This window comes from Sphingomonas sp. SORGH_AS_0438 (assembly GCF_031453475.1).
In the GTDB taxonomy this organism is placed as follows: Bacteria; Pseudomonadota; Alphaproteobacteria; order Sphingomonadales; family Sphingomonadaceae; genus Sphingomonas.
The window spans coordinates 3570074-3597031 of the sequence record NZ_JAVIZS010000001.1 but is presented as its reverse complement, the minus strand read 5'-3'; the positions used below and the strand labels follow the sequence as shown (position 1 = coordinate 3597031).

Below are 26958 nucleotides of genomic sequence, written 5' to 3'. Positions count from 1 at the left end.
AAAACCCCGACCCGGAAACTAGCCCGCCTGTCTAGCGGATAACGCGCGCGGGAGCAAAGCAGACCGGCGCTGAACCCAGGATGAGCGACGCCGAACGGTTCAGCCGGTCAGCGCGGTCATATCGACCGGCCGGCCCCGGCGGCGCAGCTCCACCGTGACCCGCGCCGGATCGCCCGCCGCGCCGCCGGTCCGCCCCGCCCGACCGACCGGCTGCCCCGCCGTCACCGTCGCTCCGGGTTCGACCAGCACATCCGCCATGCCGGTCAACAGGCTGGTCCAGCCATCGCCATGATCCAGGATCAGGATGCGGCCATAGTCGCGGAACACACGCGCATAGCGCACCGTGCCGCCCGCCGGCGCGCGCACCTCCGCCCCCGGCCTCACCACGAAGGTCAGGCCCCGCGCCCGCACGCCGGAATCGGACATTTCGCCAAAACCGGTCACCAATCGTCCTTCGACCGGCAAGCGATAGACGGGTGGTGGCGGTGGCGGCACCACGCTGCCGCTTGCCAGCGGGCGCGGCAGCGGACCGGGCAGGATCGCCAGTTGCGCCGCCGTCACCTCGCCCTGGTCGGCCTCGGTCATCCGGTCGATCGCATCGCGGGCCCGCTCGCCCAAGGCCAGCGCGCGATCCTCTTCGCTCATCGCGCCGCGTCCCAGCACCGCCGCACGCCGCCGATGCAGCGATTCCAGCGCCGCCAGCGCCACCCGGTCGCGTTGCAGCTTCGCCCGTCCGTCGCGCAGTGCCACGGCCGCGATGGCGGCATCGCGACGCAGCCCGCGCACGCGGGCCAGTTCCGCCCGCACGCCCATCGTGCGCGCCCGCACCACCGGCAGCGTGCTGCCCAGGACAGCGCGCAGATGGACCAGATCGTCGACCGATCCCGGCTGCGCCACCGCCGCGATTGCCGGGCGGCTGGCGAGCGCCTGCAAGCCCGCCAGCAAGCGCGCCACCGGCGCCTGTGCCGCCGCCAGCCGGGCGCGCTGCACCGCCAATTGCCGCTCGATGATCGCCGCGCGCGCACCCGCCACCGCCAGTGCGGCTTCCGCCCCGCGCACCCGCTCCGCCAATGCCTGTTCCTCGATCGCCGCGCGCGTGGCGGCGTCGCGTTCGCGCGCCGCCGCGATCGTCAGTTGCGCCGCCCGCGCACTGGCCGCCGCGGCCGCGCGCCGCGCCTCGGCCAGAATACGGCGCTGGTCCGGCATCGGCGCCTGCCCCGCCGCCCCGCTCGCCAACAGCCAGACGGCGAACAGGCCGACCGCGAGCGACCGCCGCCGCTCAGCCTTCACGATGATAGGGATGGTTGGCCAGGATGCTGGTCGCGCGGAACAGTTGCTCGGCCAGCATCGCGCGCGCCATCAGATGCGGCCAGGTCGCCCGGCCGAACGACAGCAGCAGGTCCGCCTCCTGCCGGGCGGCATCGTCGAACCCGTCGGCCGCGCCGATCAGGAAGCGCGCCTCGCGCACGCCATCGTCGCGCCACCGGCCCAGCTTCTCGGCAAAGGCCATGGAACCCAGCATCTCGCCCTTCTCATCCAGCAGGATGCGGCGGCTGTGCGGGACGGTGGCGGGTTCCCGACCGCCCGTATCGGGCAGTTCGGTCACCCGCATCGGCCAGGCGATCCGCTTGGCGTAACGGTCCACCAGTTCGGCTTCGGGCGACCGCCCGATCCGGCCGCGCGCCACGATATGGAGCAGCACGGCGGCGGTCCCTCAGTGCGCGGAGGGGGAGTCCGTGCCCGCGGTCGGCGCGGGGGCGTCCCCGAACGACCACATCCGCTCCAGATTGTAGAAGGACCGCACCTCGGGCCGGAACAGATGCACGATCACGTCGCCGGCATCGATCAGCACCCAGTCGGCGGTCGGCAGGCCCTCGATCCGGGGGCTGCGGCCCATCTCCGCCTTGATCTTCTCGGCCAGCTTGCTGGCCATGGAGGCCACCTGCCGCGTCGAGCGGCCGCTGGCGATCACCATGTGATCGGCGATGGTCGACTTGCCGGCAAGCGGAATGGTGACGGTTTCGACCGCCTGATCGTCATCGAGCGACTCGAGGATCAGGCGATGAAGCGCCTCCACCTCCTGGGCATCGGTGGAACGGGGCACGGAAGGGGTAGTGGCCAAGGGAGCTCCTAGGAGGACTGTCCGCGCGCGAAGCGCCGGTGCCAGTCGGGATCGCCGGCGCGAATGCCGGTGGCGGACGTCGGATCAGGGCGGAACCGCAACAGCACCAGGGCTGGCACACTCCACACCGTCCATCGTTTCGCGGCCGACTGCGATCGCCGGAAACGTCGCAGCCAGGCCATCGCGGGGGCCGCGAGGGCACGACCATCATATCCCGGACGCGCGACAACCGCAATCGAGATCGCACGGGCGATGCCGCGCCAGTCGCGCCAGGCATGAAACTGCGCCAGATTGTCCGCGCCCATGATCCAGATGAAGCGTCGTTTGGGATAGCGCCGCTGCAAGGCGCGGATCGTATCGACCGTGTAGCGGGTGCCCAGTCGCGCCTCGATCGCGGTCGCCCGGATCGGCGCGCGGCGCGCCTGTTGCCGGGCGGAGGCCAGCCGGGCCGCCAGCGGTGCCATGCCCTTGGCGGGCTTCAACGGATTGCCCGGCGACACCAGCCACCACGCCTCGTCCAGGTCGAGCGCACGGATCGCCGCCAGCGTGATCGCCCGATGCCCCCGATGCGCCGGGTTGAAGCTGCCGCCGAGCAGCCCGGTGGTGATCACCCGCGTACCTGCCCGGTGCCGCGTCCCAGCCACTTATACGTCGTCAGCCCTTCGAGCGCGACCGGTCCGCGCGCATGCAGCCGCCCCGTGGCGATGCCGATCTCCGCCCCCAGCCCGAACTCGCCGCCATCGGCGAACTGGGTCGAGGCGTTCCACAGCACGATCGCCGAATCGACCTCCGCCAGGAAGCGTTCGGCGAGGCCCGCATCCTCGGTGACGATCGCATCGGTGTGGTGCGACCCATGCCGCGCAATATGCGCCAGCGCGCCGTCCAGCCCGTCCACCACCGCGACCGAGGCGATGGCGTCGAGATATTCGGTGTCCCAATCCGCCGGCTCGGCCGCCTCCGCGACGCCCAGCGCCTGCGCCGCCGCATCGCCCCGCAAGGTGCAGCCCGTGGCCGCCAGCGCCGCGACCAGCGCCGCGCCCGCCGGATAGGCGCGATCGATCAGTAGCGTCTCCATCGCGCCGCAGATGCCGGTGCGGCGCATCTTGGCGTCGCGCACCACCGCCTCCGCCATCGCCGGATCGGCCGCGCCATCGACATATACATGGTTGATCCCGTCCAGATGCGCCAGCACCGGCACGCGGGCCTCCGCCTGCACGCGCGCGACTAGGCTCTTGCCGCCGCGCGGGATGATCAGGTCGATCAAGCCCGCCGCCGCCAGCATCGCCCCCACCGCCGCCCGGTCGGTGGTCGGCACCAGCTGCACCGCCGCGGCCGGCAGGCCCGCCGCGGCCAACCCCTCCGCGAAGGCGGCATGAAGCGCGCGGTTGCTCGCCGCCGCCTCGCTGCCCCCGCGCAGGATGGTGGCATTGCCGCTCATCACGCACAGCGCGGCGGCATCGACCGTCACATTGGGCCGGCTTTCGTAGATGATGCCGATCACCCCGATCGGCACCCGCACGCGCGACAGCGCCAGCCCATTGGGGCGCACCGCACGATCGATCTCCTGCCCGACCGGGTCGTCGAGCGCCGCCACCTGCTCGACCGCCGCCGCGATCGCCGCCACGCGCCCCTCGTCCAGCCGCAGCCGGTCGAGCATCGCCGCGCTCAGCCCGGCCGCCTCGCCGGCCGCCACGTCGCGGGCATTGGCTTCCAGGATCGCCGGCCCGGCCGCCCGGATCGCCGCCGCCGCACTGCGCAACCCGGCCCGGCGTCGCTCCGATGGCAGCCGCGCCAGCGCGGCGGCGGCGGCGCGGGCGGCGGCCGCCATGGCATCGATCATCTCAGCGGGGGACAGGTCAGGATCGGTCATGCCATCCTGCTATCACCGCTTACCGCAAATGCCGAGCGTCGTATCGCCGGTCAGAGCGCGACCGGTCGGACCCGGCCCGCATCCCAGACATGGGTGGCGAGCTGCGCCTGCGGCGTGTCGTCCACCTCCAGCGCCGCGACCGTCACCCAGCCATCCGCCCGCAACGCCGCCGCCTCGTCCTCGGGCGTGCCATGGGGCAGGAACAGCCGACGCCGCTCGACCGTACCCGGCATCACCAGTGCATCGGCATAGATGGAGAAGCCAGTCGCCGCCTCCTCGCGTCCATCCGGATGCACGACGACATAGGTGCCGCCCCGCCCCAGCTCGCGCGACGCGCCGCTCGCGAACAGGGAAAAGCCCAGCCAGGACTGATATTCGAACCCGTGCCGCTCGGTCGGGTCCAGCGTCATCGTCGCGGACCCGGCCAGCCCCTGCGCAATCGCCGCCAGCCCCGCGATCCGCGAGGCCAGCACGCCACCCGCGTCGAACGCCCGCAACCGGTCGAGTGCGGCCTCGAACGGTCCGGTCGCCTCGATCAGCGGCAGATAGGCGGGCGCAATCGCCGCGACGCCGCCCGCGTCCTTCGCATCCAGCCGCTCGCGCAACGCCTCGATCTGCTCTGCCGCGACCGGCAGGGGCCCGGCGGCCAGCGTGTCGACCAGATCGGGCAGGGTGAAGTCGATCGATACATCGGCGATTCCCGCCGCCGCCAGCCCTTCCACGGCGACCGCCACCACTTCGCGCGCCGCCGCGACCGAATCGAGGCCGATCAGCTCGGCCCCCACCTGTCGCCGTTCGCGCGCTGGAGCCAGTGCCGGCCCGCGCAGCCGCAACACCGATCCCGCATAGGACAGGCGTACCGGCCGGGGATGATGCCCCATGCGCGTCGCCGCGATCCGCGCCACCTGCGCCGTCAGGTCGGGACGGACCGCCATCGTCGCCTGGCTGACCGGATCGACGAAGCGCACCGCGTCGCGCAATCCGCCCGCCTTCAGCCGCGCCGCCAGTTCCTCGGCGAATTCCGCCAGCGGCGGATCGACGCGTTCATAGCCATAGCGTCGCGCCGCCTCCAGCACGCGCGCCTCCACCGCCGCGGCGGCATCGGCAAAGGGGGGAAGGCGATCGTGGAACCCTTCGGGGAGCAGGCCGGGCTTGGTCATGCCCGCGCGGATAGCGCCACCGGACGCTGAGCGCCACTGTGCAGCGCATCCATCGCGATCATCCCCGCGCGCGTCGCATCCGCTTGCGCAAAGCGCCCGGCATCCAGCGCGCGGCGAACCGCATCCGCTCGGCGGTCCGTCCGACATAGGTATGGACGGCATCGCCATGCACCGCCTTCCACGCCGCCTCCGCCACCGCCTCGACCGGCGTCAGTTCCATGCCCGCCGCGACCACCGTCTCGCGGATCGTCCGGTTGCTCGCCCCGGCGATGCCGTCGAGCAGCGGCGTCTCGATGAAGCTGGGCACGATCGACCGTACCTTGATGCCGGCCGCCGCCCACTCGCCGTCCAGCGCCTCGGTCAGCGCCCGCACCCCGAACTTGGTGGCCGAATAGGTCGCCAGCCCCGCCGATCCGTAGATGGCAGACGCGGACGCGGTATTGAGGAGGCACGCTCCCGGTGTCCGCGCCAGATAGGCATAACCGATCTTCGCGCCGTTGATCACGCCCATCAGGTTGATCGCCACCGTCCGGTCAAGCTCCTCGAACCGCGCCTCCGTCAGGGGCCCGCCGGTCCCGATTCCCGCATTATTGTGCAGGACATCCAGTCGCCCGCCGGTCGTCGCGGTGAATGCATCGAGCGCCGCCACCCAGGCGTCGCGATCGCGCACATCCATGACATAGGTCTCGACCATGCCCGCTGGCAGCAACCCGGCCGCCTTGGCCAGTCCGGCCGCATCCACGTCCGCCAATCCGACGCGCCAGCCCCGCGTCGCGAACAATTGCGCGGTCGCCCGCCCGATCCCCGATGCGCCACCGGTGATGAAGATCTCCTTCACTCGCCTCTCCCTGGATTTTCGGTGGAGACTGAACCGGAAACCGGCGCACGTCCATCGCGATCAGGGGGTATCGTCTCAAGCGGTCGGCAACGGGGCTTCCGGCACGGACAAAGAAAAAGGGAGGCCGGTTTGCACCGACCTCCCCAATTCCGTTCCCGCGAGGGGAAATCGCTTACTGACCCGAACCAGCGCCCGGACCGTAGGTGATTTCCACGCGACGGTTCTGCACTTCGCGGACGCCATCGGCGGTCTGCACGCGCAGATTGGTCTCGCCGAACGCTTCCGTCGAGATCACGCCGTCGGGGATCGACCGCGAAACCATGTACGCCTTCACCGAGTCGGCGCGACGCTGCGACAGGCCGACATTGTACTTGGGCGAACCCGAGGTGTCGGTGTAGCCGGCCAGCATGACCTGCGCATTGCCGCAGGACTGATACTGAGTGACCGCGTTGTCGAGGATCGACGCTGCTTCCGGGGTGATGTCCGACTTGTTCCACTCGAAGAACACGATGAACGGACCCGGCTGGCACTGCACCACGGGAGCGGGCTCCGGCGGCGGCGGCGGCGGGGGGGGAGGCGGCGGCGGCGGCGGCGGCGGCGGCGGCGGCGGCGTCGGCGAACCGAAGTTGTAGGTCACGCCGCCCAGGATGCTGTGCGACCGGAAGCGACCGTCGAACGTACGGTTCGACACGTCGACCAGCTTGACATTGTCGGCGTTGAAGAAGCGGTACTTCAGCGTCGCGTCGAGGTGATCGGTCAGCGGTGCGCGGATACCGGCCAGGCCCTGCCACGCGAACACGGTGTCCGAGTCGTCCAGGAAGTTGCCGTTGTTGTTCAGCGCGTAGTTCGCCTTGACGCGAGCCACGCCGACACCGCCGCCGACGAAGCCCTGAATGCCATCGTCGTCACCGAAGTCGAGCAGGCCGTTCAGCATGAAGCTGAGCGCCGAGGTGGAGCCGCCGGCGTTGTTGTAGGTGCCCGCAGCGGCATTGCCGCGAGCGCCAGCGCCGTTGAAGAAGGGCGTGGTGGTCGACGACTGATAGCCGTCAACGGTGGCCCGGCGATAGCCGACTTCGGTTTCCAGACGGAAGCCGCCGAAGTCGTAACCGACCACGCCGTCGACGTCATAACCATAATCGTGATCGACCGAAGCCGCATTGTTGAGGTTGGCGACATCGTAATCGATATCTTCAACGATCATCGCGCCGCCCTCGATACCCACGTACCACGACTTATCGCGGGCGAGGGCAGGAGTGGCGAGTGCGGTGGAGGCGAGTGCCAGTACGACGGCAATCTTCCGCATCATAGTCCCCTTTCCTAGTTGTCACTACGGACGACGCAAACCCACTAACCGGGGGTTGGTTTCCACGCAAGCGGACAAACTTTTGGGACTGTTGCCAAACAGCCACAAATTGAGAGGACGGCTTGGGCCGTGCACTTCGCCGCTGCACCTGGTCGCTTCGCCGCAAAAAATCGCAATTTTGCGATGATCCTGGGCCGACCGTTGGTCGGGTCGGATCAAACAACCACCGTCCGGCGCCATTTTCAAGCGCAAAGCCTTGCTTTGCCAAACCTCTCCTCGCCGTGGCGGCCACATCGGTCGCCAGCGCGCTCAATGCGTTGCAACCATCAGATATTCGGACGGTCGCGTCCGATCGTTTCACCCGTAATCCTGATCGGTCATTCGCATCTTTCTTATAGTGAAAGGCGTGTTAAGCTTTCGAAGCTGACAATATTCTGCCTCAAAGGCTGGATGCCGGCCGTTCGGCCGTCAGGCGATCAACCCCAGCTCGCGCAATCCGGCGATGAGGCCGGCCAGCGTCGCGCGCGCTTCCGCATCCACCGTCGCACCACCCGCGGCCGGCACCACCGCCGCCGCCGCGCGCCACTGCCCCTCGGCATAACGGACGATCGACCGCGTGCCCTGATGCCATGCCGCCATCCCCTCGCGCGGGGTCACGAACCGCCAGCCGCCCTCCGTCCAGCCCGCCAGCGCCCGCGCCTGCCCCCGCCAAGCCCCGGTCGGGTTCGAACCGACGATCCAGCACGCACCGGGCACCGGAACCGCCGGCGGCTCGTCGAGCCCGACCGCCGTCACCGTCGCCTGCACCGCCAGGTCGATCAGCGCCAGCGCCTCATTGTGCCAGATTTCCTTCTGCGCCTGTCCCGCCTTCAGCAGCGGCAGGCCCAGTCGAGTCGTCGTCGCCATCATGCCTCTCCCATCGTCCAGATCGCGGGCAGCGACTCGGCCCAGGTGCCACGCTGCCGCACCTCCACCCGGTCACCCGCTGTCAGATCCACCGCCACGCTGTTCGTCGCCGTCACCAGATCGCGTCGAGCGCCATCGGCCCGCATGATTGTCACGCGCCATTCCTCGCGCTCTTCGCCCAGCGGCGCGTCGACCCTATCCGCCCAGGTCCAGCCCAGCCGGCTTCGCCGGACCCATCGCACCACGCCCTCCCGCCAGCCGAGCCTCACCGGGGCGGGCGGACGAATCGACCGGCCATCGACCGTCGCGCGCGCCTCCGCCGGCACCGCATCCGCCACGCCGCTCGCCATCACCCGCACCGTCCGGCCGAGCGCCGCCATCGGCAGGTCGATCGCGATCGCCCGCGCCGGTTCGACCAAGATAAAGGCATTGCCCACCGCCGCCACGTCAGCCTCGGTCCCGCGCCGCCCGCGCAACACGCGCTCCAGTCGCCATCGCCCGCCCCCCATCGGCACCGCCCGGCCGAACTGGATCAGCTCTCCTCCCGCCCAGGCCAGGTTCGCCCCCCGATCGAGCGCCGCGTCATCCGCATCGGCCAGCACCATGCCGGCCCGCGCCAACCGCACGATCATCACCCCCGCCCGGTCGATCAGGGTCGAGGGCGCGCGCGCCAGTGCCCGCTCCACCGTGCCGATCGTCCCGGCGGCGCCACTGTCGCCCGCCGGCGTCCAGCTCGCGCCATCGTCGACACTCCACAGCAACGCTGCCCGCCGCCAGCCGGCCCCGGTGCCGCACGCCACCACTGTCACTCGCGGCCGATCGAGCAGCACCTCCTCCAGCGGCGGCAGTTCCATGACGTGCAGCAGCGTCCGGCCCACCGTCTCGTCCGCCGCCGCCGCGACCCGACCGCTGCTCGCCGCCACCGGCTGCGGAGCCGGCGCCAACGGTGCCAGCGTCAGCCGCACCGCCATCGCCTCGACCAGCACGTCCAGCACCTGCCAACGCCCCGCCTCGTCCGCCAGCGTCACGGTCATGCCCGGCGTCACCGACAATCCAGCAAAGCCCAGGGTCACGGTCCGCCGCACGCGCTCCACCCCGGCCCGCGCCACCATGGCCCCCGCCAGCGTCTTCGCCGCGCCGGCCGACAGCGCCGCCGGCAGGTCGATCGCTTCGGCCCGCGCGCCCGGCGTGCCGGCTCGCTGCACCCCGGCCTGGAAATCGCGCGCCGGATCATAATGGCGCAGCGCCACCGCCAGGGCCGCACGGCCCGGCGCGGCGATCTGCCGCCCCCGCACCATCTCCATCGATCCGCCCGCCGCCATTACCCCGGCATCGTTCAGCACGCGCGGCGGCATGTCCCCCCGCAGCTTCATCATCGCGCCCTCCGGCGTCCATCGCCCCCCGGCGACCTGCGCCAGCACCGCCAGCACCCCCGCCACGCTGCCGCTGGCGGCGAAGCCTTGCACCGCCGGACCATCCGCCGCCGCACCGAACGCCCCCGCAATATCCTGCATCGTCACCGCGCCCGGATCGGCGATGACCTCCACGCTCAGCGACGGCACGCGATTCCCGAACTCGCCCAGCGGCAGATCCTCGAACACCAGATAGGCGCATCCGCGATAGGCGGGCGTCGCGCCCTCCGCGCTGGCGATCAGCGGATCGACCGGCTGGTCCTCGCCCCCCAGATGGACGCGCAGGCCCGCCTTGACCTTCAGATCGCCCGCCGCCCCGCGCACCAGCCGCCCATCCGCCCAGATCCGCCCGATCCCCTGGATCGGCCGCCCCGACAGCAACACCGCGAAGGAGGCGGCATAGCTGTATCGCGCGCCCGAAGCCTGCCCCTTACCCCCGCCGGACCGACTGCGCGTCTCGATCAGGTCAGTCGACCAGATCACCGTCCCCGCCACGCGCATCCGTCCGAACAGCCAGGGGATGGCGCTGCCATAGGAGGAGGTCTGCACCGCCAGTTCGGTCAGGCGCGGCCCGTCGCGCCCCTTGGGCCCGAACAGTTCATGGTCGATCCGTTGCCCGATCAGCGCGCCGATCGCGCCGCCGACCGGCCCGCCCAGCGCGGTCCCGACCGCCGTCAGCACCACCGTCGCCATTGCCCGCTCCTTCCCTTATCGTCGCCAGCATCCCAGCACCGGCCAGGGCGGCGCACCGGGCCGCTCGACCACCCGCCGCAGCCCGGCATCAGCATGGACCAGCCCCGCCCCCGTCCAGATTCCCAGGTGCAACTGCCCCGGCCCGGTCCGCATCATCAGCAGGTCGCCCGCCACGGGCGGCCCCTCGACCCGGTGCAACACCGCATCCAGCCGCGCCCGCACCAGGTCCGGCTCGCCACCCCGCAGCGGATAGCCACTTGGTGCCTCCAGCCGCAGCGCATGCGCAGCCAACCCGACGCAATCCAGCCCCGCGCCGTCCCGTCCATGCAATCGGAAGGGTACGGCCAAAGCGGCGCGCGCCCGCGCCACCACCGCCCCGCCCTCCACGGCTCAGCCCCCCGGCCAGCGGGTGATCAGGTCCAGCCCAGGCAGATGCGGCTCCCCGCGAAAGTTCGCCGCATTGCCGAACCGGTCGCGACAGGTGGCAAAGCTCTTGTCGCACCCCTCGACCAACTCGACCAACGTGTCGGCCGCCACGTCGAAGGCCGGCGGCGCGCCCAGCACCAGCCGCCGTCCCTCGGACCGCGCCACCGCCGTCTCCAGCCCGCTATTGGCACCCCCGAACCAGCGGACCGTGCCGTTGCCGAACGCATCCGCCACCGGCTCGTCGACATCGCTCAGCAGCGTCCGCTCGTCGATCGCCCGAACCCGCGCCCAATAGCGCCGAAGCGCCACCCGGCAGCGCCGGTCCCCCAGCGCCGCCCGGCATTCGGGCGCCGTCGCCTCCACCGCCGGCCGGTCGAGCGCCGCCGCCGCGCCCAGCAGTTCGGCGGTGAAGCCATGATCGGTCATCTCCACCGCCCCGATCGTCCCCTCGCCCAGCGGCACCGGCGCGCCCGCGCCCGTCCAGTCGGCCGCGAAGATCATCACGCGCGCACCGTCCCACCGCCCCGCCAGCAGGTCGCGCGGGGTGAAGGCGTCGCCGGTCAGCGCGCCCGACACGTCCATCGTATCCGCCTCCAGCCCCACCGACCGCTTGATCGCCGAGGGCACCATGCCCGGCGCGGCGCGATGGACCAGGCCGTCGATCTCCAGGTCGCGGTCATGCGCGGTCAGCCCGATCGTCACCCCGTCGCGTCGCTCGACCCGCCAGCACAGGGCGATCGTCGTCACCGCTTGGTCCAGCCAGCCGATCCCAGCGGTCATGGGAATACCTCGCGCAGCTCGACCAGCGGCACCGACGCCGCGACGCCCGCCAGATAGGTGGCGCGGCTGACGCTCAGCCGATCCTCGGCGAAGCGCACCGGCACGTCGAAGTCGAACGAGGCGGTCACCGCCGCCCCGGCGGCCGGTGCGCTGTCCAGCACCACCCAGCCACCGTCGCCGAGCTGGAATCCCGCCCCGCGCCCCGCCACCGCCACCCGCACGCTGTCCGCCACGGGCCGCGTGATCCGCCGCACCGCCGCGCCATAGCGCCGCACCAGCGCGAACCGGCGCATCGCGCCGTCCCCCGTCCCGATCGCCTCGCCCCGTCCCTGCCAGTCGAACGGGTCACGCAACCGGAACCCCCGCGCCGGTCCCAGCCGCGCGCGGAAGAACCCCAGCAGCGCCGCGATATCCGCCTCGGATCGCAGGCCAGGCCCCACGTCATAATGGCTCAGCGCCTCCGCCCAGCCGACATTGCGCTGCTCCGCACCGCCCGCCGCCGTCACGATCTGGGTCGAGAAATGCGGCGTCACCTCCACGTCCCGGCCCAGCGCCAGCGGAAAGGCGACATCGTCGAACGCCTGCATCGCATCCTCCTCCAGATCGAAATGAACGAAGCCGTCGCGCATCACCTGCGGCAGCGCCCAGACGAAGGTTTCCGCCACGCCGCGCGCCCGCGCCGTCGCGGCGGCGCGGGCGATCGCCCGCCATTGCCCGCGCTCTTCCAGCCGCAGCACGAAGCCGGCGAAATAATGCTGGGCCTCCATCGGATAGCCCAGCCGCGCGGTCGCCGCCGCCACGCCCTGCGCGGTCGCCACGGCATCGCCGGTCGCCGCCCAGTCATAATCCTCCAGTTGCAGCACATCGAAGGCGGGCCAGGCCCAGCCGACCGGCATGTTCGCCCGCTTCGCTTCGGGCGCCAGCGGATCGAGCACGGTCGGCAGATAGGTCAGCAGATGCGTGACGCACTGGCCCCCCGCCGCCGCCCGTGCCGCATCCGCCAGCGCGATGGTCGACCGCGCCAGGCACGCCCCCGCCCGGTCCAGCGTCGCGCGCTGCGCCTCGGTCGTCACCTCGCGGATGCTGGCGATCGGCACCGGCGCGAAGGCCGCCACCGCCGCCGCATCGTACAAGCACGGTGCATGACGGTCCGGCTGCACCCACCACCAGGGCTCGCCGACCTGGAAGCGCGCCGCCATCCCCGCCGCCACCGCCAGCCGCATGAACGCCGCCGCCACCTGGGCCAGCCAGTCCATCGCCCCCGCATGGGCCGGGCTCAGCAGGGTCGAGGGCGGCGACCAGCCGGTCAGCGCCGGCGATCCGTCCGCCGCCCGCTGCTTCCAGTCCCCCCAGCAATGCGCGTCGAACAATTCGTACGACAGCGACCAGATCAGCCCGTAACCCAGCCGCTGCGCCGCCTGCGCGAAGGCGCGATGCCAGGCCACGCACGCCATGTTCAGCACCCCGCCCCGGCCGCTCACGTAGAAACCGCCGCCGGCCGCTTCGAGCCGGAAATAATGGCTCATGCCGACATAATGGACGATCGGCCCGCGATACCCCAGATGCAGTGCGTTGCGCAGCAACCGCGCCGGCGTCAGGTGATAGCTGTCGTCATAGCCGCTCGCCATCCGCAGGCCATGTTCCGGCACCACCGCCCCGCCCAGCGCCAGCACCGCGCCCGGCCCCTCGCAGGCGATGTCGGTCAACTCGACCCAGCCCTCCGCCGGTTCCGCCAGCGCCGCATCCCCCCCGTCATAGCCGGGCGGGACGAGCGACACGAACATCCGGTCGACATCCCCCGCCCAGACCGGCACCGCCTCGTCCGGCAGCCGGAACCCGCCCTCCACGGTCGCGAAGTCGATCGCCACCACCGCGTCCTGCGGCGATCCGCTCGCATAGTTCCACAGCCGCACATACCAGCTGCGCGCCACGCCGCCCGCATCGCGCCCCTCGATCGTCAGCACCGGCCCCTGCACCGCGTCCAGCGCCCGCACCCCCGCCGAGCGCCAGCGGAACCGCAGCCGGCACTGGCGGAAATCCCGCGCCGTCTCGTAGCGGAGCAGCGGGTGATCGTGCCGATCCTCCGCCTCCCAGATCAGCCCGGCCAGATCGTCGCGCTTGTAGAAGACGCAGTCGACGCGCAACGCATCGCCCGTCTCGCCGATCGTCGTCACCGCCGCCATCATCGGGCGCGGGAAATTGACCGTCCAGAAGCGCGGATCGAACCGCTGCATCATCTCCGCGCGCTGCCCGTTCCGCGCCGCTGCCAACCAATGCCCCATGGTCGCTCCCCTCACCCCAGCGCCGCGCGCACCGCCTGCGCCACCTGCCGGCTCGACTGGCGCAGCGCCGCCGCCGGTTCGCTCCGCCCCGCATTGATCGTGATCGACACCCGCACCTCGCGCGCCGCGGCGGGGGCGAGCGTCTCGATCCGGCCGGCCGCGATCGGAACGAACAGTTCCGGCCCCCGCTCGCCGACCAGATAGCCGCGCCCCGGCGCCACCGGCCCGCCCATCGCCCGTCCGGGCTGGCCCCCGCTCGGCATGGCGCCGGAACCGCCACCCCCGATAACGATCGAATGTACGGCGCTGCGCAGCGCCGCCGCCGCGATCTGGTCCATCACCCGGAGCGCCGTCACCTTCAGATCCTCGAAGCTCAGCTTGCCGGTCCGCGCCGCCCGGAGCAGCGCCTGCTCGACCAGCCCCCCCGCCCGCGCCGCACCATGGCCCAGCCCGCTTTCCAGCGCCTGGCGCATCGACGCGACATCGCTCAGGAAGCCGCGCGTGTCGGCGCGCACCGACACCATCGCCCGATCCACCTCATCCATCCGGAAATGCCTTTCGCAATGCCGCGATCGCCGCCGCATCGGGCGGCGCCTGCCCGCCCTCCACGCCGCGCATCGCCGCCACCACCACCGCCAGCTCGGCCGGCGTGGCCCGCCAGAAGCGGTCGGGCGACCAGCCCAGCACCGCTCCTGCGAACCCCGCCGCCCGCGCCGCCGCGCCCGCGAAGTCCGTACTCACCGCCCAGCCAGGATCTGTCCCAGCAGCACGCGCAGCACCGGCGTCACCGCCGCCAGCCCCAGCGCCGCCACCGCCTCGCCCAGCGCGATCCGGTCCAGCCCCTCGGGCGGATCGCGCAGGCAGTGCCAGAACAGCGCTACCATCTCCGCCAGGCTCAGCTTGCCGTCCGCCGCCCGCTCCACCAGCGCGAACAGCGGCCCCAACTCCGCCTCCGCCGCGACCAGCGCCGCGAAGCTCGGCCGCAGCACCAGCGTCTCGCCCGCCACCGCCAGCGCCGCCTCGCCGCGCACGGGATTTGCCGCCCCGCTCACGACGCCACCACCGCGCCGGAGCTTTCCAAGCTCAGCGTGTAGGATCGCTCGCCGTTGAAATCGCCGGCATAGTCCAGCCGCGTCACCAGGAAGCGGCCGGTCATGCTGTCGCCGCTCTCGAAGCTCAGCCGGTAATCGTCGATCGTACCCGCCAGCGCGCTCGCCTTGATCCGCGCCTCCGCCGCCGATCCCGTGAACACGCCCGCGCCCGACACGCTGACGCTGCGGATGCCCGCCCCCGACAGCAATTGCCGCCAGCCGCCCGAATCCTTGTTGGTCACCACCACCGCCTCGCCATTGATCGCGAACTGCGTCGTGCGCAGCCCCGCCACCGTCGCGAAGGCGGGCGCCGCCGCCCCATCCCCCACCTTCAACAGGAACGCGCTTCCCCGTTCGATCATGCCACCCTCCTCAATTCTGTCGCCACATCCGGAACGCGAACTCCGCCGAGCCCTGCCAGCGGCTTTCCTGCCGTCCGGCCCGCGCCAGCCGGCTCCGCGCCAGCCGCACCGTCACCACCCGCCAACCGCCGCCGATCGCCGCGCCCGCCATCCCCGGCAGCCCCGCCTCCACCGCCGCCAGCAGCGCGCGCAGCCGCACCGGCCGCTCGCCCGCATCCTCCAGCACCACGGTCAGCCGCCCGTCGCGCCCGCTCCACCCGGCGACGGAGGCGTCGGCGATCACCGGCTCCTCGACCACCGCATGGGGCAGGCCGCCGCGCACCGGCGGCGCGTCGAACACCGCCACGCCCGCCAGTCGGGCCAGCCCCTTCAGCCGCGCCACCGCCGCCGCGACCAGCAGCGCCCGCGGCTCCGTCACAGCCCGATCCGCCGCCACGGCCGCCACAGCGCCGCGACCGCAGTCGGCACCCCGACCTCGGCATGGCGATTCTCGAACAGATGCACCGCCATCAGCACCAACCCGTGCGCGATCGGCGGCGGCAGGTCGGACCAGCCCTCCGCCAGCCCCTCCGCATTCGCCCGTCGCACCAGCCTCTGCCCGCAAAACGCCTCCGCCAGCCCCAGCGCGGTCATCGCCAGCCGCAGGATCAGCGCATCCTCGCCATTCCCCTCCAGCCGCAGCATCTCGCGCGCCGCCGCCGCCACCGGCGCGACCAGCGCCGATGCCTCCTGTCCGTTCATCATCGCATGTCTCCTTGGGGGCGGGGCCGATCGCGCCGGCCCCGCCCGGCCCGTCAGGCCGCCGCGATCTTCAGCAGCTTGATCGCATTCGAATCCGCCACGCAGCCGCCGATCCGCTTGGTCGCGTAGAAGCTGACGAACGGCTTGTTCGAATAGGGATCGCGCAGGATCGCCGTCTCGCTCCGCTCGGCGATCAGATAGCCGCGCCGGAAGTTGCCAAAGGCCAGCGCCATCGCATCCGCGCCCACGTCCGGCATGTCCTCGGCCTCCACCACCGGATAGCCGAGCAGCATCGACGCCTGATCCGCCGCCAGACCGGGCTGCCACAGAAAGGCGCCGTTATTGTCCTTCAGCTTGCGGATCAGCGCCAGCGTCGCGGCATTGGCGACGAAACACGCTCCCTGCCGATACGGCGCCTTCAGCATCTGGACCAGGTCGACCAGCCGGTCCGCCGCGCTGCCGCCCAGCCCGTTCGCTGAGCCGGTCGCCAGATATTGCAGCGTCCCGAACGCGCGCCTGGCATCGCCCTCGGTGCTGCTCGGCTGCGCCAGGAACCCCTTGGGCCGGTTGACGCCATTGCCGGTGACGAAGGCACTACCCTCGGCCCGCGCGAATTCGGTCGCGATCTCGCTCGCCAGCCATTCCTCCACGTCGAACGCGGCATCGTCCAGCATCGCCTGGCTGACGCTGGGATTGGCATAGAGTTCGCCGCTCGGCGGCACGATCTCGCGGAACACCGGGGTCGCGGTGGTCGGCCGTGCCTCCGTCTCCGCCGCCCAGCCGCTCGGCGTGCCGCCGCTCGTCACCAGCTTGCGATAGCCGGCCGAGCCCACCGTCACGACCTGCGCGATGCTGCGGATCGGCGACAGGCCGGTCAGCACCCGCCCGATCTCCGCATCGATCTCGCGCGGCACCGCATAGCCGCCCGCATCGCCGCTCACCCCGGTGAAGGCCTTCATCTCCAGCGTCGCGCCCGTCCGCACGAAGCTGGCGAACCCCGCATCGCCCTGTTGCTGCCGCGCGCCGTCCAGCGCCGGTCGAACCGTCACGTCCATGGTCTTTCTCCGTCCTGCTTGTGGATAAGTTGTGGGAATGTCCGGTGGGGAACCCCGGGATAACCCTGTGGATAACTTCACCCGGCGCGGTCGATCCGGGCCAGCGGCTGCATCGGCACCGGCACCAGGCTCACCTCGACCAGCACGACTCGCAGCAATTCGCGCCACGCCCCCTGCCGTACCGCCAGTGGCCGATATCCGATCGACAGGCCCGCCAGCGTGCCCCGCCGCACCGCCGCCGCCAGGTCCGCATCCGTCACCCGACCCGCGACCCGCAGCCCCCGCGCGTCGACCGCCAGCGTCTCGATCACGCCGACCGGATCGCCGCGATGCGCGAACAGCAGCGGCACCAGCCCCACCGCTCCAAAGGCCCCCGCGCGCATCACGTCGCCCGCCCGGTCCACCCGGTCGAACAGCGCCGCATAGCCAGCGAACGCAACGCCCCCGCTCAGGACAGGCCGAGAAGCGCGCGCTTCTCCTCCCCGGTCAGGAAATCGGCCGCCGACACCGACGCCCACAACCGCTCGCGCTCCTCCGCCAGCGCCGGCACCGCATTCAGGTCGACCGCCAGCCGCGCTTCCGGAAACCAGCCGCGCAAGCCCTGCGCCAGCGCGGACAGGATCGTCTCCGCCAGCGGCAACACCGTCGATCGCCACAGCGCGCGATTGGCCTCGCGGTAATTGGCATGGGTCGAATCCCCCGGCAGCCCCAGCAGCATCGGCGGCACGCCGAACGCCAGCGCGATCTCGCGCGCCGCCGCCGCCTTGGTGCCGGAAAAATCCAGTTCCGCCGGCGACAGGCTCAGCGCCTGCCATTTCAGCCCGCCTTCCAGCAGCATCGGCCGCCCGGCATTGGGCGCCCCGATGAACGCGTCCAGCTCGGCCCGCAGCCGCGCGAACTGGTCGCCCGACAGCGGCGATCCGTCGCGTGGTTCATAGACCAGCGCGCCCGACGGCCGCGCCGCATTGTCCAGCAGCCCCTTGCCCCAGCGGGTGGCGGCATTGTGGATCGCCACCGCCCCCGCCGCCGCGCCCAGGCAGCCGAGGCCATAATGATCGTCCAGCGGATGGAAGGCGCGAATATGCACCAGTGCCGGCCGCACCGGATCGGCATCCAGCCGCGTCGCCACCGATCCGACCCGGTAGCGATAGGCGACCGGCCAGCCGCCCCCGTCCGTCTCCACCGCCACCCGCTCGGGCCGCAATGCATAGAGCGCCGCCACCCCGCCCTCCGCATCGCGCAGCAGCTGGACATAGGCATTGCCGTGCAGCAGCATCTGCGCCGCCACCGTCGGCAGCAGCGCCTGTCCCCCCGACCGTGCCGCGACCAGCGCCGCGATCCCCGGATCGGAGGCCGATAGCGGCGCCGCGCCCAGCGTCTCCGCCACCAGCTTCACCGCGCGCTGCGCCACCGCATTGTCCAGATAGGCATCGCGCGCCTGCGCCTCATACTGCCGCGGCCATTCGCCCAGGATCGGCACTCCCGACCGCGCGAAGCCGCCCGACAGCGCCGGACGCGACTCGTCGCGCCCGGCCTTGCGACCGAACCATTTCATCGTTCGTCTCCCCATTGATCCGGCGAAGCCTCAGATCCGCCGCAGCCCCACATGCCGCTCGGGCGCGATCATCAGCGCCCACAAGGCCCAGACCAGCGCATCGGCGCGGTCCGGCGACCGGCCCGGCCCGTGATAGCCGTCCAGCGTCAGCCCGCAGAGTTCATCCTCCAGGCTGGCGAAGCCCCCGACATGCCACACCCGCCCCTGCGCGTAGAGGAACGACACCGGCTCGGCCCGCGCGCCCTTGCCCTTGCTGGCATGGGTGCCGTGCAGCGGCAGCGATGCGTCGTGCAGCCGCAGCACCGTCTCCACCATGTCGCCGCCCTGGTTGCGCTCCACCACCACCCGGTCGGCATCGTAGCGCGCGACCAAAGCCGCCACCCGCGCCGCCCAGCCTTCGGGCGTCAGCCCCGCCTCGCTCGCATCCTCCAGCACCCAGGCCTGGCCATTGGCGCAACGCCCCGCCACCACCATGCCGCAGGCGTCGCCCGTCCGGCTCGCCGGCGGGTCGACCCCGACCACGATCCGCACCAGGGTCGGCGCCGCCCGCACCCGCTGCCGATCGAGCAGCGCCCGGTTCCACAGCGCGCCCTCGACATCCTCCAGCAGCTCGCCGTCCAGTTCCTGCCGGCCCAGCCGCGTCCCCGCATAGAGCGCTTCGATCTGCGCCCGGAAATCGGCGGGCAGATGCGCATTGTCGCGCGTCCCGCCCCGCGACTCGATCAGGCCGGGCAGCGCCATCACCCGCCGCATCAACATGGTCGGGCGCGGCGTCGTCGTCACCAGCACCTGCGACCGCTCGCCCAGCCGCAGGCCCATCATCAGATTGTCCCAGCATGGCTCCCCCTGCCGCCACTTGGCCAGTTCGTCGCACCAGGCGACATGATGTTCCGGCCCGCGCAGCTTTTCCGGCCGCTCGCTCGAATAGACGAAGGCCCGCGCCCCCGATGCGAAGGTCAACTCGCCCAGGCTCGATCGCCAGACGGTCGGCTCGTCGTGCCGCGCCACCGCCAGCAGGCCGCTCTGCCCCTCCACCATCACCTTGTGGACATCGTCCATCGTCGCCCCGACCAGCGCGATCCGCGCATCCGGCCGGCGACGGGCCACCGCGCTGACCCATTCCGCGCCCGCCCGCGTCTTGCCGAAACCGCGCCCCGCCCGGATCAGCCAGACCCGCCAGTCCTCCGACGCCGGCAACTGCCCCTGATGTGCCCAGACCGGCCATTGCTCCAGCAGCGTGCGCTGATGGGCGACCGGCAGCTCCTCCACCAGACGCCGCCGGTCCGCCGCATCCATCGCCGCCACTTGCGCGACCAGCAGACGAAGTCCCGCGACCGCCGCCTCGGTCATGGGGCGGGCGGCGCCAGCGCCGCGATCCGGCGCAGCAGCTCCGCCTGCACCTCCGCCGGCGACACCGTCTCCGCCGCTGCCGATCCCGCGCTATCCTTGGTCCGCGCATCCTGCCGCCGGATCAGCGCCAGCGCGATCGCCGGATCGAAGCCCTCCTCCTTCGCCGTGCCGCGCGCCGCGGCCAGCAGCCGCAACTCCAGATCTTCATATCCCCCCAGGATCGCCGCCTGCCACGCCCGTGCGAACGCCGCGTCGCGATCCCGCAGGCCATATGCCGCCTGTGCCGACGTCCCGGCCTCCTCCGCCGCCAGCCGCACGTCGCTCGTCCGGCGCAGGGCCTCCAGGAACGTCATCCGCCGCGTATCGCTCATCCCCTCCCGCCTGGCGCGCCGCGACGCCGCCGCGCGCCCCTCGCCTTGTCTCCTCATCTGCATCGCGCCCCTCCGGTCCGCCTGCGCCGGACATGCGAAGGGCCGGCACGGTCCCGGGCATCGTACCGATCCCCGGGGCCGCCCGGCCCGTCCGCAATTCCTCAGCGTTCCCGTTATGTACCTTGAGAGCGCGACGCTGTCAACTTCAAATAACCAGATCGGTTCGCAAACTTGTTTCCTATACAAAATTGTTTAGCTAAAAGAACCAGATCGCAATGCTTTAAACCATGTACAAAGCACGCGTCTCATGTCACCAGTGACCGGCAGACAAACCGATCGAGCATGGGGGGACAGCATGAGCATCAGCTATTACACGCCGCCCCCGCGCCCCGCCGACGAATCGGCCCGCGAAGCAGCGGTGCGCCGCTCGGGTGCGATCGGCCTGCCCAACCATCCGGTGCTGAGCGCCATCGTCAGTCAGGTCTGCCGGCAATTCCATGCCAGCACTTGCGCGGTCACCATCGTCTATGAAGAGTGGCAATATGTGATCGTCGGCCATGGCATCGACATCGGTCCCTATAGCCGTCGCACCTCCTTTTGCGGCCACGCGATCCTCGAACCGACGGAAGTGTTCTGCATCGCCGATGCCAGCCACGATCCGCGCTTTGCCGGCAACCCGCTGACCGAGTCGGAGGGGGGCGTCCAATTCTATGCCGGCGCGCCGATCCTCTATGACGGCCAGCCGATCGGCGTGCTCTGCGTCACCGACGAGACGGCGCGTCCCGCCCTGACCCCGGAGGAGCGTCGCCATCTCGATCGCTGCGCGCGCGCGGTCGGCACGGCGATCGATCAGGCCGGCGCCGGCCAGTCGGACCCGCTCTTCTCCTGATCGCCTTAGGCGCGTAGCATTCGGGCCATGACGCGACTCCTGCTGCTCCCCGCCCTGCTGCTCGCCACCGCCCAGACGGCGGTACCGACGCCCCCCCCCGCCCCCATCCCGGCCCCGGCCGCCGACACCGTCGACGTCACCATCACCACCACCGCCGGTCCCATCGTCGTCGCGCTGGACCGCGGTCATGCCCCGGTCTCGACCGCCAACTTCCTTCGCTATGTCGATGGCAAGCGGTTCGACGGCATCGCCTTCTACCGGTCGATGAAGCTGCCGTGGAACGCCGGGCTGATCCAGGCCGGGCAGCGCGACGGCAAGAAGATCTTCCCGCCGATCCGCCACGAACCAACCACCACCACCGGCCTGTCGCATGTCGAGGGCACCATCTCCATGGCCCGGCGCGAACCCGGTTCGGCGCAGGGCGAATGGACGATCATGGTCGGCGACATGACCGGCCTGGATGCCAAGCCCGGCCCCAACCCGCCCGCCGATCCCGGCTATGCCGCCTTCGGCAAGGTCGTCAGCGGCATGGACGTGGTCAAGACGATCTGGGCCGCCCCCACCGATCCGCAAAAGGGCGAAGGCGCGATGAAGGGTCAGCTGCTCACCGCGCCGGTCCGCATCCTCACCATCCGCCGCACGCCCTGACCGCGGCGGCCGAAGAAATCGCAACGGTTTACGTGGCAACCTGACCAGCGTGCCGCGCGGCTTGATATAAGTTGAATCCGAGACCGACGAACGCGGGAACGGATCAATGGATTGCGCCACTCTTATCGCAGGGCATCGCGCCATCGCAGAAGCGTGCCGCGCGATGCTCGGCACCCTGGCGGACGTGCCGGTCGACATCAATGCGCTGGCCCGCGACCGCATGGCGCTGTCGATGAAGATCAGGGATCACATCCGCAACGAGGATCGCATGATCCTGCCCGTCCTGACGGCGCACGGCAAAGCCCCCCTGCCCACTTCGGTACGCGACGTGATCGATCGTCGCGCCCGGTTGATGCAATGCTATTCGAAACATGTCGGCCGCTGGAACCTGTCGGCGGTATCGGCCGATACCGCGCGCTTCCATGTCGAGGTCGCCGCGCATTTCGACGAGGCCTTCGCCCTGATGGCGGCGCAGGAGCGGACGCTATATCCCTATATCCAGTCGCTCGCCGATCGATCGAGGTCGATGTCCGCGCGACCGGCACCCACCCTGCGGATCGCCTCCTGATCCGCGCATGAAAAAGACCGCCGGTGCACAGGGCAGCACCGGAGGTCTCGTCGTCGGGTCGTCGCGTCCCGCAAAGGGGGTGAAACAGGACGCGCCGGCCGTCAGCTCGGCATCAGGTCGTAGCGGTCGGCGTTCATCACCTTGGTCCAGGCCTGGACGAAGTGACGGACGAACACCGGCCCGGCATCGTCACAGGCATAGACCTCCGCCAGCGCGCGCAGCTGCGAGTTGGACCCGAACACCAGGTCGGTGCGCGATGCGGTCCACTTCTGCTCGTGGCTGTGGCGGTCGGTGCCCAGGAACTCCTGATCGCTTTCGTCGCTGATCTGCTTCCACGCCGTGCCCATGTCGAGCAGGTTGACGAAGAAGTCGTTGGTCAGCTGCCCCGGCCGCTTGGTGAACACGCCGTGTGCGCCCGCCTTGGGATGGTTGGCGCCCAGCACGCGCAGGCCGCCGACCAGCACCGCCATCTCGGGGGCCGACAGGCCGAGCAGCTGCGCCCGGTCGATCATCAGCTCCTCGGTGGGCACGGTGAAGCGCACCTGCAGGTAGTTGCGGAACGCATCGGCGCGCGGCTCCAGCACCGCGAAGCTCTCCACATCGGTCTGCTCCGCCGACGCATCGGTCCGACCCGGCGTGAACGGCACCTCGATGGCATGACCCGCCGCCTTGGCCGCCTGTTCGATGCCGACCGAGCCGCCCAGCACGATCAGATCGGCGATCGACACCTGCTTGCCGCCCTGCGCGCCGTCGAACTCCGCCTTGATCCGCTCATAGACCGCCAGCACGCGGGCGAGCTGTTCGGGCTGGTTGACCTCCCAGTCCTTCTGCGGGGCCAGCCGGATGCGGCCGCCATTGGCACCACCGCGATGGTCCGACCCGCGCCAGGTCGACGCCGACGCCCAGGCCGTGGTCACCAGCTCGGCCACGGTCAGGCCCGATGCGGTGATCGCGTCCTTCAGCGTGGCGATGTCGCCCGCCTCGATCTGCGGATAGTCGGCGACCGGGATCGGGTCCTGCCACAGCAGTTCCTCTCCGGGCACCTCGGGGCCGATCAGGCGGATCTTGGGGCCCATGTCGCGATGGGTCAGCTTGAACCAGGCGCGCGCCCAGGCATCGGCGAAATATTCCGGGTCGGCCCGGAATTTCTGGCAGATGGCGTTGTAGGCGGGATCGACCTTCAGCGCCATGTCGGCGGTCGACATCATCGTCGGCACCTTCTTGCCCGCGGTATGCGCGGCCGGGGCCAGCGTGTCCTCGGGATTGCCGACCGGCTGCCACTGGTGCGCGCCCGCCGGGCTGCGGACCAGCTCATACTCATGGTCGAACAGCATGTCGAAATAGGTCATGTCCCAGGTCGTCGGCGTCGGCGTCCATGCGCCCTCCAGGCCGGAGGTGATGGTATGGTCGCCCATCCCGCTCTCATGCGTGCTGGTCCAGCCCAGGCCCTGCGCGGCGATGTCCGAGCCTTCCGGCTCGCGGCCGACATGCTTCGGGTCGCCCGCGCCATGCGCCTTGCCGAACGTGTGGCCACCCGCGGTCAGCGCCACCGTCTCCTCGTCGTTCATGCCCATGCGTGCGAAGGTCTCGCGCATATCGCGCGCCGAACCCTGCGGCATCGGGCAGCCGCCCGGCCCCTCGGGGTTCACGTAGATCAGGCCGTGCTGGATCGCCGCGAGCGGGTTCTCCAGCGCCAGGCCGGCCTCCTCGTCGATCCGGGTCTGGCCCAGCCATTCCTCCTCAGTGCCCCAATAGACATCCTTCTCGGGCTCGAACACGTCCTCGCGGCCGCCGCTGAAGCCGAAGGTCGGGCCGCCCATCGACTCGATCGCGACATTGCCGGCCAGGATGAACAGGTCGGCCCAGCTCAGCTGGCGACCATATTTCTGCTTGATCGGCCAGAGCAGGCGACGCGCCTTGTCGAGATTGCCGTTATCGGGCCAGGAATTGAGCGGCGCGAACCGCTGCTGCCCCGCCGACGAACCGCCACGCCCGTCGCCGGTGCGATAGGTGCCGGCCGAATGCCACGCCATGCGGATGAAGAAGGGGCCATAATGCCCGTAATCGGCCGGCCACCAAGGCTGGCTGTCGGTCATCAGCGCGGTCAGATCGGCCTTGAGCTGGTCATAGTCCAGGCTCAGGAACTCGCTGCGATAGTCGAAATCATCGCCCATCGGATTGCCGCTGACGCCCTTCTGGTGAAGGATGTCGATCGACAGCGCCTCGGGCCACCAGTCGCGCGCCGTCCGGCCCAGCAGCGTGCGCATCGCGGCGGGCTGCTTCTTGGGGTCGTTGATCGGGCTGCCTTCGGTGATGGCGTCCATGTTCTGCTCCTCTCGTGACGGCACCGGCGCATCGAAGAGCCGGGGCGGTATGGCGTCACGCTATCCCAGCGCGACGATCGGTAGAAATGCGAAATCCTTGGCCCTGTGATCGATTACGACGATCAACGATCCTCCGCCCGGCCGGCTGCACCATCCGCCGCCCGCGCGGCACGATCGATCGCGGCGGGGAAGCATAGGGTCGCGCGCGTGCCGCCCGACACTGCCAGCACCAGCCGTCCGCCGTGGCGCTCCATGATCCGCGTGACAATCGCCAGCCCCAGCCCGGCGCTGTCTGATCGCGCATGGTCCGCCCGCCAGTAGCGCGCCTGCGCATCGCCCAGATCGACACAGGCGATGCCGGGGCCGTCATCCGCCACCTCCACCGCCGCCCCCACCGGATCGTCGCGCACGCTCACCGTGATGGTGCAGCCCGCCGGCGTGTGCTTGGCGGCGTTGCCGATCAGATTGGCGATCGCCAGGTCGATCAGCGTCGCATTGCCCCGGACGCGCGGGCCGGCATCGCCGTCCGCGCCGGCAAAGGCCAGGTGATGCCCGCCCTCGATCACCGCCGGGGCCATCCGCACCACCGTCTCCGTCGCCAGCGCCGCCAGGTCCAGCGCCTGCCAGGGCCGCACGTCGCCATCGTCCAGCGTCGCCAGGTCGCGCAACTGAGTCACGACATGGCTCAACCGCTCGACCTGCGCCGCGCAACGCTGGCGCAAGGCCGGATCGGCCAGCGCGTCCAGTTCCAGCGCCAGCGTCTGGAGCGGCGTCCGCAATTCGTGGACGACATTGCCGACGAATTCCGACTGCCGGAAAAAGGCGCGCCGCACCCGCTCGACCAGGCCGTTGGCGGCGGCGACCAGCGGCCGCACCTCGGTCGGCAATCCCTCGATCGCGATCGGCACCCCGCGCGACGAGGCGTCGATCGCCTCCGCCTCCGCCGACGCCCGCCGGAACGCGCGGACGGTGCGCCGCATCGCCAGCCCGCTCAGCACCGGCAGCAGCAGCAGCACCGGCATCACCAGCCCGATCCGGATCAGGAAGGCCCGCTCGATATCGTCGACGATCACCCCCGGCTGCGACCGGTCCTGCGCCACCATCACGCGCACGTCCCGCCCCCCGACCGCCGCCGGCCGGGCATAGAGCACGAAATCCTCCGCCCCGACGAACCGGGGCCGCGTCGCGTGCGCCGCGATCCGCCGCCACGGCACCCCCGCCGCATAGCGGCTCGCCAGCCGCACCCGGCCGGCATCGTCCGTCACCGCGAAAGCGCGCCCGTCATAGGCGGTGGCATAGCCCGGCTCCAGTTCGCCCGGATGGTCGATCGCCAGCCGGTCCCCCCGCCAGTGCAGCCGCCCCGCGATCATGTCCGCCTCGCGTCGCAGCGCCACGCGTTCCTCGCGCGCGGTGGCGGCGTGGAGCGCCGACATCAGCAGCACCGGCAGCAGCACCGCGACCAGCGTCACCGCCAGCAGTTCGCCCAGCAGGATGCGCCGCGACAGCGAACGCGGCGCGAACAGGCTCATGCGATCCGCGCCAGATAGCCGATGCCCCGGATCGTCTCGATCCGCACCGCCGCCTCCGCCGCCTCCAGCTTGCGGCGCAGCCGGTGGACATAGACCTCGACCGCATTCGGCCCGCCGCCCTCGCCCATCAGGCCGAACAGCTGGTCCTCCACCGCCGCCTTGGCCACCACCCGCCCGATCCGGCGGAACAGCAGCGCCGCCAGCTCCGCCTCGCGCGCCGACAGCGGCACGACGCCCTCCGCCACGGTCAGCTCGCGCCGCACCGTGTCGAAATGGCCGTTGCCCAGCGCGATCCGGTTGCCGGCCAGCGCATCCCGCCGCCGCGTCACCGCGCGCAGCCGCGCGACCAGTTCGTCCACGTCGAACGGCTTGGGCAGATAATCGTCCGCGCCCGCGTCCAGCCCGGCGATCCGCGCGCGCGTGTCGCCCCGCGCCGTCACCACGATCACCGGCACCGCCACCCCGTTCGCCCGCCACGTCCGCAGCACCGCCAGCCCATCCCGGTCGGGCAGTCCCAGGTCGAGCAGCACCGCGCCATATTGGGCGACCGCCAGCATCGCTTCGGCGTCCTCGGCCCGCGCCGCATGGTCGGTGGCGATGCCGTGGCGCCCCAGCGCCTGCGCCAGCGCGGCGGCGAGATCGCGATCGTCCTCGACAAGCAGCAGGCGCACGGCGCGGGTCCG

Annotated in this window: 30 protein-coding genes; 3 read left to right on the top strand and 27 right to left on the bottom strand. The window is 71.2% G+C overall.

The genetic code is table 11. From position 1 onward, the window contains the following. Positions 1-99: 99 nt before the first annotated feature. From QE452_RS16965 to QE452_RS16850, 24 genes are all read right to left on the bottom strand, one after another. On the bottom strand, positions 100-1290 hold the full coding sequence (locus tag QE452_RS16965) for a peptidoglycan DD-metalloendopeptidase family protein (protein WP_309659128.1): 1191 nt from the start codon (positions 1288-1290) through the stop codon (positions 100-102). Continuing rightward, positions 1280-1702 carry a 23S rRNA (pseudouridine(1915)-N(3))-methyltransferase RlmH gene (locus QE452_RS16960; RefSeq protein WP_309659129.1) on the bottom strand — a complete coding sequence of 141 codons (423 nt, stop codon included), beginning with the start codon at positions 1700-1702 and terminating at the stop codon, positions 1280-1282. Before QE452_RS16960 ends, QE452_RS16965 begins: the two co-directional genes overlap by 11 nt. Positions 1703-1714: 12 nt before the next feature. Further along, entirely contained in the window at positions 1715-2122 is a 408-nt protein-coding gene (gene rsfS / locus QE452_RS16955) for a ribosome silencing factor (protein WP_309659130.1), read from the bottom strand. Positions 2123-2130: 8 nt separating this feature from the next. Then, positions 2131-2733 (bottom strand): nicotinate-nucleotide adenylyltransferase, encoded by a 603-nt coding sequence (locus QE452_RS16950; RefSeq protein ID WP_405052780.1) that lies wholly within the window; start codon positions 2731-2733, stop codon positions 2131-2133. Further along, positions 2730-3992: a glutamate-5-semialdehyde dehydrogenase gene (locus QE452_RS16945; RefSeq protein WP_309659131.1), complete on the bottom strand. Its 1263-nt coding sequence runs from the start codon at positions 3990-3992 to the stop codon at positions 2730-2732. Before QE452_RS16945 ends, QE452_RS16950 begins: the two co-directional genes overlap by 4 nt. 50 nt (positions 3993-4042) lie before the next feature. Next, a complete protein-coding gene (locus QE452_RS16940) occupies positions 4043-5152 on the bottom strand; it encodes an ATP phosphoribosyltransferase regulatory subunit (protein ID WP_309659132.1) in 1110 nt (369 codons plus the stop codon). Between the two features lie 58 nt (positions 5153-5210). Then, the gene (locus QE452_RS16935) at positions 5211-5990 is read right to left on the bottom strand and encodes an SDR family oxidoreductase (RefSeq protein ID WP_309659133.1); all 780 of its coding nucleotides are present in this window, start codon (positions 5988-5990) and stop codon (positions 5211-5213) included. A 172-nt stretch (positions 5991-6162) separates the two neighbouring features. Further along, positions 6163-7293 carry an OmpA family protein gene (locus QE452_RS16930; protein ID WP_309659134.1) on the bottom strand — a complete coding sequence of 377 codons (1131 nt, stop codon included), beginning with the start codon at positions 7291-7293 and terminating at the stop codon, positions 6163-6165. Between the two features lie 468 nt (positions 7294-7761). Then, positions 7762-8199, bottom strand: a complete 438-nt coding sequence (locus tag QE452_RS16925) for a DUF2793 domain-containing protein (RefSeq protein WP_309730411.1) — start codon at positions 8197-8199, stop codon at positions 7762-7764. After that, complete coding sequence (locus QE452_RS16920; RefSeq protein WP_309659136.1) at positions 8199-10304, bottom strand: phage tail protein; 2106 nt, start codon at positions 10302-10304, stop codon at positions 8199-8201. The genes QE452_RS16925 and QE452_RS16920 overlap by 1 nt, the downstream gene beginning before the upstream one ends. Positions 10305-10319: 15 nt before the next feature. Further along, positions 10320-10691, bottom strand: a complete 372-nt coding sequence (locus QE452_RS16915; RefSeq protein WP_309659137.1) for a peptidoglycan endopeptidase — start codon at positions 10689-10691, stop codon at positions 10320-10322. Between the two features lie 3 nt (positions 10692-10694). Next, on the bottom strand, positions 10695-11510 hold the full coding sequence (locus tag QE452_RS16910; RefSeq protein WP_309659138.1) for a DUF2163 domain-containing protein: 816 nt from the start codon (positions 11508-11510) through the stop codon (positions 10695-10697). After that, the gene (locus QE452_RS16905; protein ID WP_309659139.1) at positions 11507-13792 is read right to left on the bottom strand and encodes a DUF2460 domain-containing protein; all 2286 of its coding nucleotides are present in this window, start codon (positions 13790-13792) and stop codon (positions 11507-11509) included. The genes QE452_RS16910 and QE452_RS16905 overlap by 4 nt, the downstream gene beginning before the upstream one ends. 11 nt (positions 13793-13803) lie before the next feature. Beyond that, the gene (locus QE452_RS16900; RefSeq protein WP_309659140.1) at positions 13804-14337 is read right to left on the bottom strand and encodes a tail tape measure protein; all 534 of its coding nucleotides are present in this window, start codon (positions 14335-14337) and stop codon (positions 13804-13806) included. Next, the gene (locus QE452_RS16895) at positions 14330-14533 is read right to left on the bottom strand and encodes a phage tail assembly chaperone (RefSeq protein ID WP_309659141.1); all 204 of its coding nucleotides are present in this window, start codon (positions 14531-14533) and stop codon (positions 14330-14332) included. Before QE452_RS16895 ends, QE452_RS16900 begins: the two co-directional genes overlap by 8 nt. Continuing rightward, the gene (locus QE452_RS16890; protein ID WP_125996706.1) at positions 14530-14844 is read right to left on the bottom strand and encodes a GTA-gp10 family protein; all 315 of its coding nucleotides are present in this window, start codon (positions 14842-14844) and stop codon (positions 14530-14532) included. The genes QE452_RS16895 and QE452_RS16890 overlap by 4 nt, the downstream gene beginning before the upstream one ends. Further along, entirely contained in the window at positions 14841-15245 is a 405-nt protein-coding gene (locus QE452_RS16885; RefSeq protein ID WP_125996707.1) for a phage major tail protein, TP901-1 family, read from the bottom strand. Before QE452_RS16885 ends, QE452_RS16890 begins: the two co-directional genes overlap by 4 nt. Positions 15246-15255: 10 nt before the next feature. Beyond that, on the bottom strand, positions 15256-15663 hold the full coding sequence (locus QE452_RS16880) for a DUF3168 domain-containing protein (protein ID WP_309659142.1): 408 nt from the start codon (positions 15661-15663) through the stop codon (positions 15256-15258). Continuing rightward, the gene (locus QE452_RS16875) at positions 15660-15989 is read right to left on the bottom strand and encodes a head-tail connector protein (protein WP_125996740.1); all 330 of its coding nucleotides are present in this window, start codon (positions 15987-15989) and stop codon (positions 15660-15662) included. Before QE452_RS16875 ends, QE452_RS16880 begins: the two co-directional genes overlap by 4 nt. 50 nt (positions 15990-16039) lie before the next feature. Further along, positions 16040-17041: a phage major capsid protein gene (locus tag QE452_RS16870; RefSeq protein WP_309659143.1), complete on the bottom strand. Its 1002-nt coding sequence runs from the start codon at positions 17039-17041 to the stop codon at positions 16040-16042. A 77-nt stretch (positions 17042-17118) separates the two neighbouring features. Beyond that, positions 17119-17493, bottom strand: a complete 375-nt coding sequence (locus QE452_RS16865; protein ID WP_309659409.1) for an HK97 family phage prohead protease — start codon at positions 17491-17493, stop codon at positions 17119-17121. Further along, positions 17490-18596 carry a phage portal protein gene (locus tag QE452_RS16860; RefSeq protein ID WP_309659144.1) on the bottom strand — a complete coding sequence of 369 codons (1107 nt, stop codon included), beginning with the start codon at positions 18594-18596 and terminating at the stop codon, positions 17490-17492. Before QE452_RS16860 ends, QE452_RS16865 begins: the two co-directional genes overlap by 4 nt. 30 nt (positions 18597-18626) lie before the next feature. Then, the gene (locus QE452_RS16855) at positions 18627-19946 is read right to left on the bottom strand and encodes a terminase large subunit domain-containing protein (protein ID WP_309659145.1); all 1320 of its coding nucleotides are present in this window, start codon (positions 19944-19946) and stop codon (positions 18627-18629) included. Beyond that, a complete protein-coding gene (locus tag QE452_RS16850; protein WP_309659146.1) occupies positions 19943-20317 on the bottom strand; it encodes a hypothetical protein in 375 nt (124 codons plus the stop codon). Before QE452_RS16850 ends, QE452_RS16855 begins: the two co-directional genes overlap by 4 nt. Before the next feature lie 355 nt (positions 20318-20672). Here QE452_RS16850 and QE452_RS16845 point away from each other — a divergent pair, with 355 nt between their 5' ends. The 3 genes from QE452_RS16845 to QE452_RS16835 all read left to right on the top strand — a co-directional run bounded on the left by QE452_RS16845 (position 20673) and on the right by QE452_RS16835 (position 22422). Next, entirely contained in the window at positions 20673-21206 is a 534-nt protein-coding gene (locus QE452_RS16845; protein ID WP_309659147.1) for a GAF domain-containing protein, read from the top strand. 27 nt (positions 21207-21233) lie between these two features. Continuing rightward, the gene (locus QE452_RS16840) at positions 21234-21854 is read left to right on the top strand and encodes a peptidylprolyl isomerase (protein ID WP_309659148.1); all 621 of its coding nucleotides are present in this window, start codon (positions 21234-21236) and stop codon (positions 21852-21854) included. A 163-nt stretch (positions 21855-22017) separates the two neighbouring features. Continuing rightward, positions 22018-22422: a hypothetical protein gene (locus tag QE452_RS16835; protein ID WP_309659149.1), complete on the top strand. Its 405-nt coding sequence runs from the start codon at positions 22018-22020 to the stop codon at positions 22420-22422. Between the two features lie 101 nt (positions 22423-22523). On the opposite strand, the gene katG is transcribed toward QE452_RS16835, so the two are convergent. The 3 genes from katG to QE452_RS16820 form a co-directional block, all read right to left on the bottom strand. Then, the gene (katG, locus tag QE452_RS16830; protein WP_309659150.1) at positions 22524-24746 is read right to left on the bottom strand and encodes a catalase/peroxidase HPI; all 2223 of its coding nucleotides are present in this window, start codon (positions 24744-24746) and stop codon (positions 22524-22526) included. Between the two features lie 122 nt (positions 24747-24868). Continuing rightward, positions 24869-26275, bottom strand: a complete 1407-nt coding sequence (locus QE452_RS16825; RefSeq protein WP_309659151.1) for a HAMP domain-containing sensor histidine kinase — start codon at positions 26273-26275, stop codon at positions 24869-24871. Next, positions 26272-26946, bottom strand: coding sequence for a response regulator transcription factor (locus QE452_RS16820; protein ID WP_125996194.1), 675 nt, complete (start codon positions 26944-26946; stop codon positions 26272-26274). Before QE452_RS16820 ends, QE452_RS16825 begins: the two co-directional genes overlap by 4 nt. Positions 26947-26958: the final 12 nt, after the last annotated feature.

Excerpts from the sequence above, each read along its gene's own strand:
- QE452_RS16855 (WP_309659145.1), bottom strand. The coding sequence starts at position 19,946 with ATGACCGAGGCGGCGGTCGCGGGACTTCGTCTGCTGGTCGCGCAAGTG.
- QE452_RS16840 (WP_309659148.1), top strand. The coding sequence starts at position 21,234 with ATGACGCGACTCCTGCTGCTCCCCGCCCTGCTGCTCGCCACCGCCCAG.
- QE452_RS16835 (WP_309659149.1), top strand. The coding sequence starts at position 22,018 with ATGCTCGGCACCCTGGCGGACGTGCCGGTCGACATCAATGCGCTGGCC.
- QE452_RS16825 (WP_309659151.1), bottom strand. The coding sequence starts at position 26,275 with ATGAGCCTGTTCGCGCCGCGTTCGCTGTCGCGGCGCATCCTGCTGGGC.
- QE452_RS16940 (WP_309659132.1), bottom strand. The coding sequence starts at position 5,152 with ATGACCAAGCCCGGCCTGCTCCCCGAAGGGTTCCACGATCGCCTTCCC.
- QE452_RS16930 (WP_309659134.1), bottom strand. The coding sequence starts at position 7,293 with ATGCGGAAGATTGCCGTCGTACTGGCACTCGCCTCCACCGCACTCGCC.
- QE452_RS16870 (WP_309659143.1), bottom strand. The coding sequence starts at position 17,041 with ATGGACGTGACGGTTCGACCGGCGCTGGACGGCGCGCGGCAGCAACAG.
- QE452_RS16875 (WP_125996740.1), bottom strand. The coding sequence starts at position 15,989 with ATGATGAACGGACAGGAGGCATCGGCGCTGGTCGCGCCGGTGGCGGCG.
- QE452_RS16850 (WP_309659146.1), bottom strand. The coding sequence starts at position 20,317 with ATGAGCGATACGCGGCGGATGACGTTCCTGGAGGCCCTGCGCCGGACG.
- QE452_RS16885 (WP_125996707.1), bottom strand. The coding sequence starts at position 15,245 with ATGATCGAACGGGGAAGCGCGTTCCTGTTGAAGGTGGGGGATGGGGCG.
- QE452_RS16920 (WP_309659136.1), bottom strand. The coding sequence starts at position 10,304 with ATGGCGACGGTGGTGCTGACGGCGGTCGGGACCGCGCTGGGCGGGCCG.
- QE452_RS16845 (WP_309659147.1), top strand. The coding sequence starts at position 20,673 with ATGAGCATCAGCTATTACACGCCGCCCCCGCGCCCCGCCGACGAATCG.
- QE452_RS16860 (WP_309659144.1), bottom strand. The coding sequence starts at position 18,596 with ATGAAATGGTTCGGTCGCAAGGCCGGGCGCGACGAGTCGCGTCCGGCG.
- katG (WP_309659150.1), bottom strand. The coding sequence starts at position 24,746 with ATGGACGCCATCACCGAAGGCAGCCCGATCAACGACCCCAAGAAGCAG.
- QE452_RS16910 (WP_309659138.1), bottom strand. The coding sequence starts at position 11,510 with ATGACCGCTGGGATCGGCTGGCTGGACCAAGCGGTGACGACGATCGCC.
- QE452_RS16945 (WP_309659131.1), bottom strand. The coding sequence starts at position 3,992 with ATGACCGATCCTGACCTGTCCCCCGCTGAGATGATCGATGCCATGGCG.
- QE452_RS16925 (WP_309730411.1), bottom strand. The coding sequence starts at position 8,199 with ATGGCGACGACGACTCGACTGGGCCTGCCGCTGCTGAAGGCGGGACAG.
- QE452_RS16900 (WP_309659140.1), bottom strand. The coding sequence starts at position 14,337 with ATGGATGAGGTGGATCGGGCGATGGTGTCGGTGCGCGCCGACACGCGC.
- QE452_RS16905 (WP_309659139.1), bottom strand. The coding sequence starts at position 13,792 with ATGGGGCATTGGTTGGCAGCGGCGCGGAACGGGCAGCGCGCGGAGATG.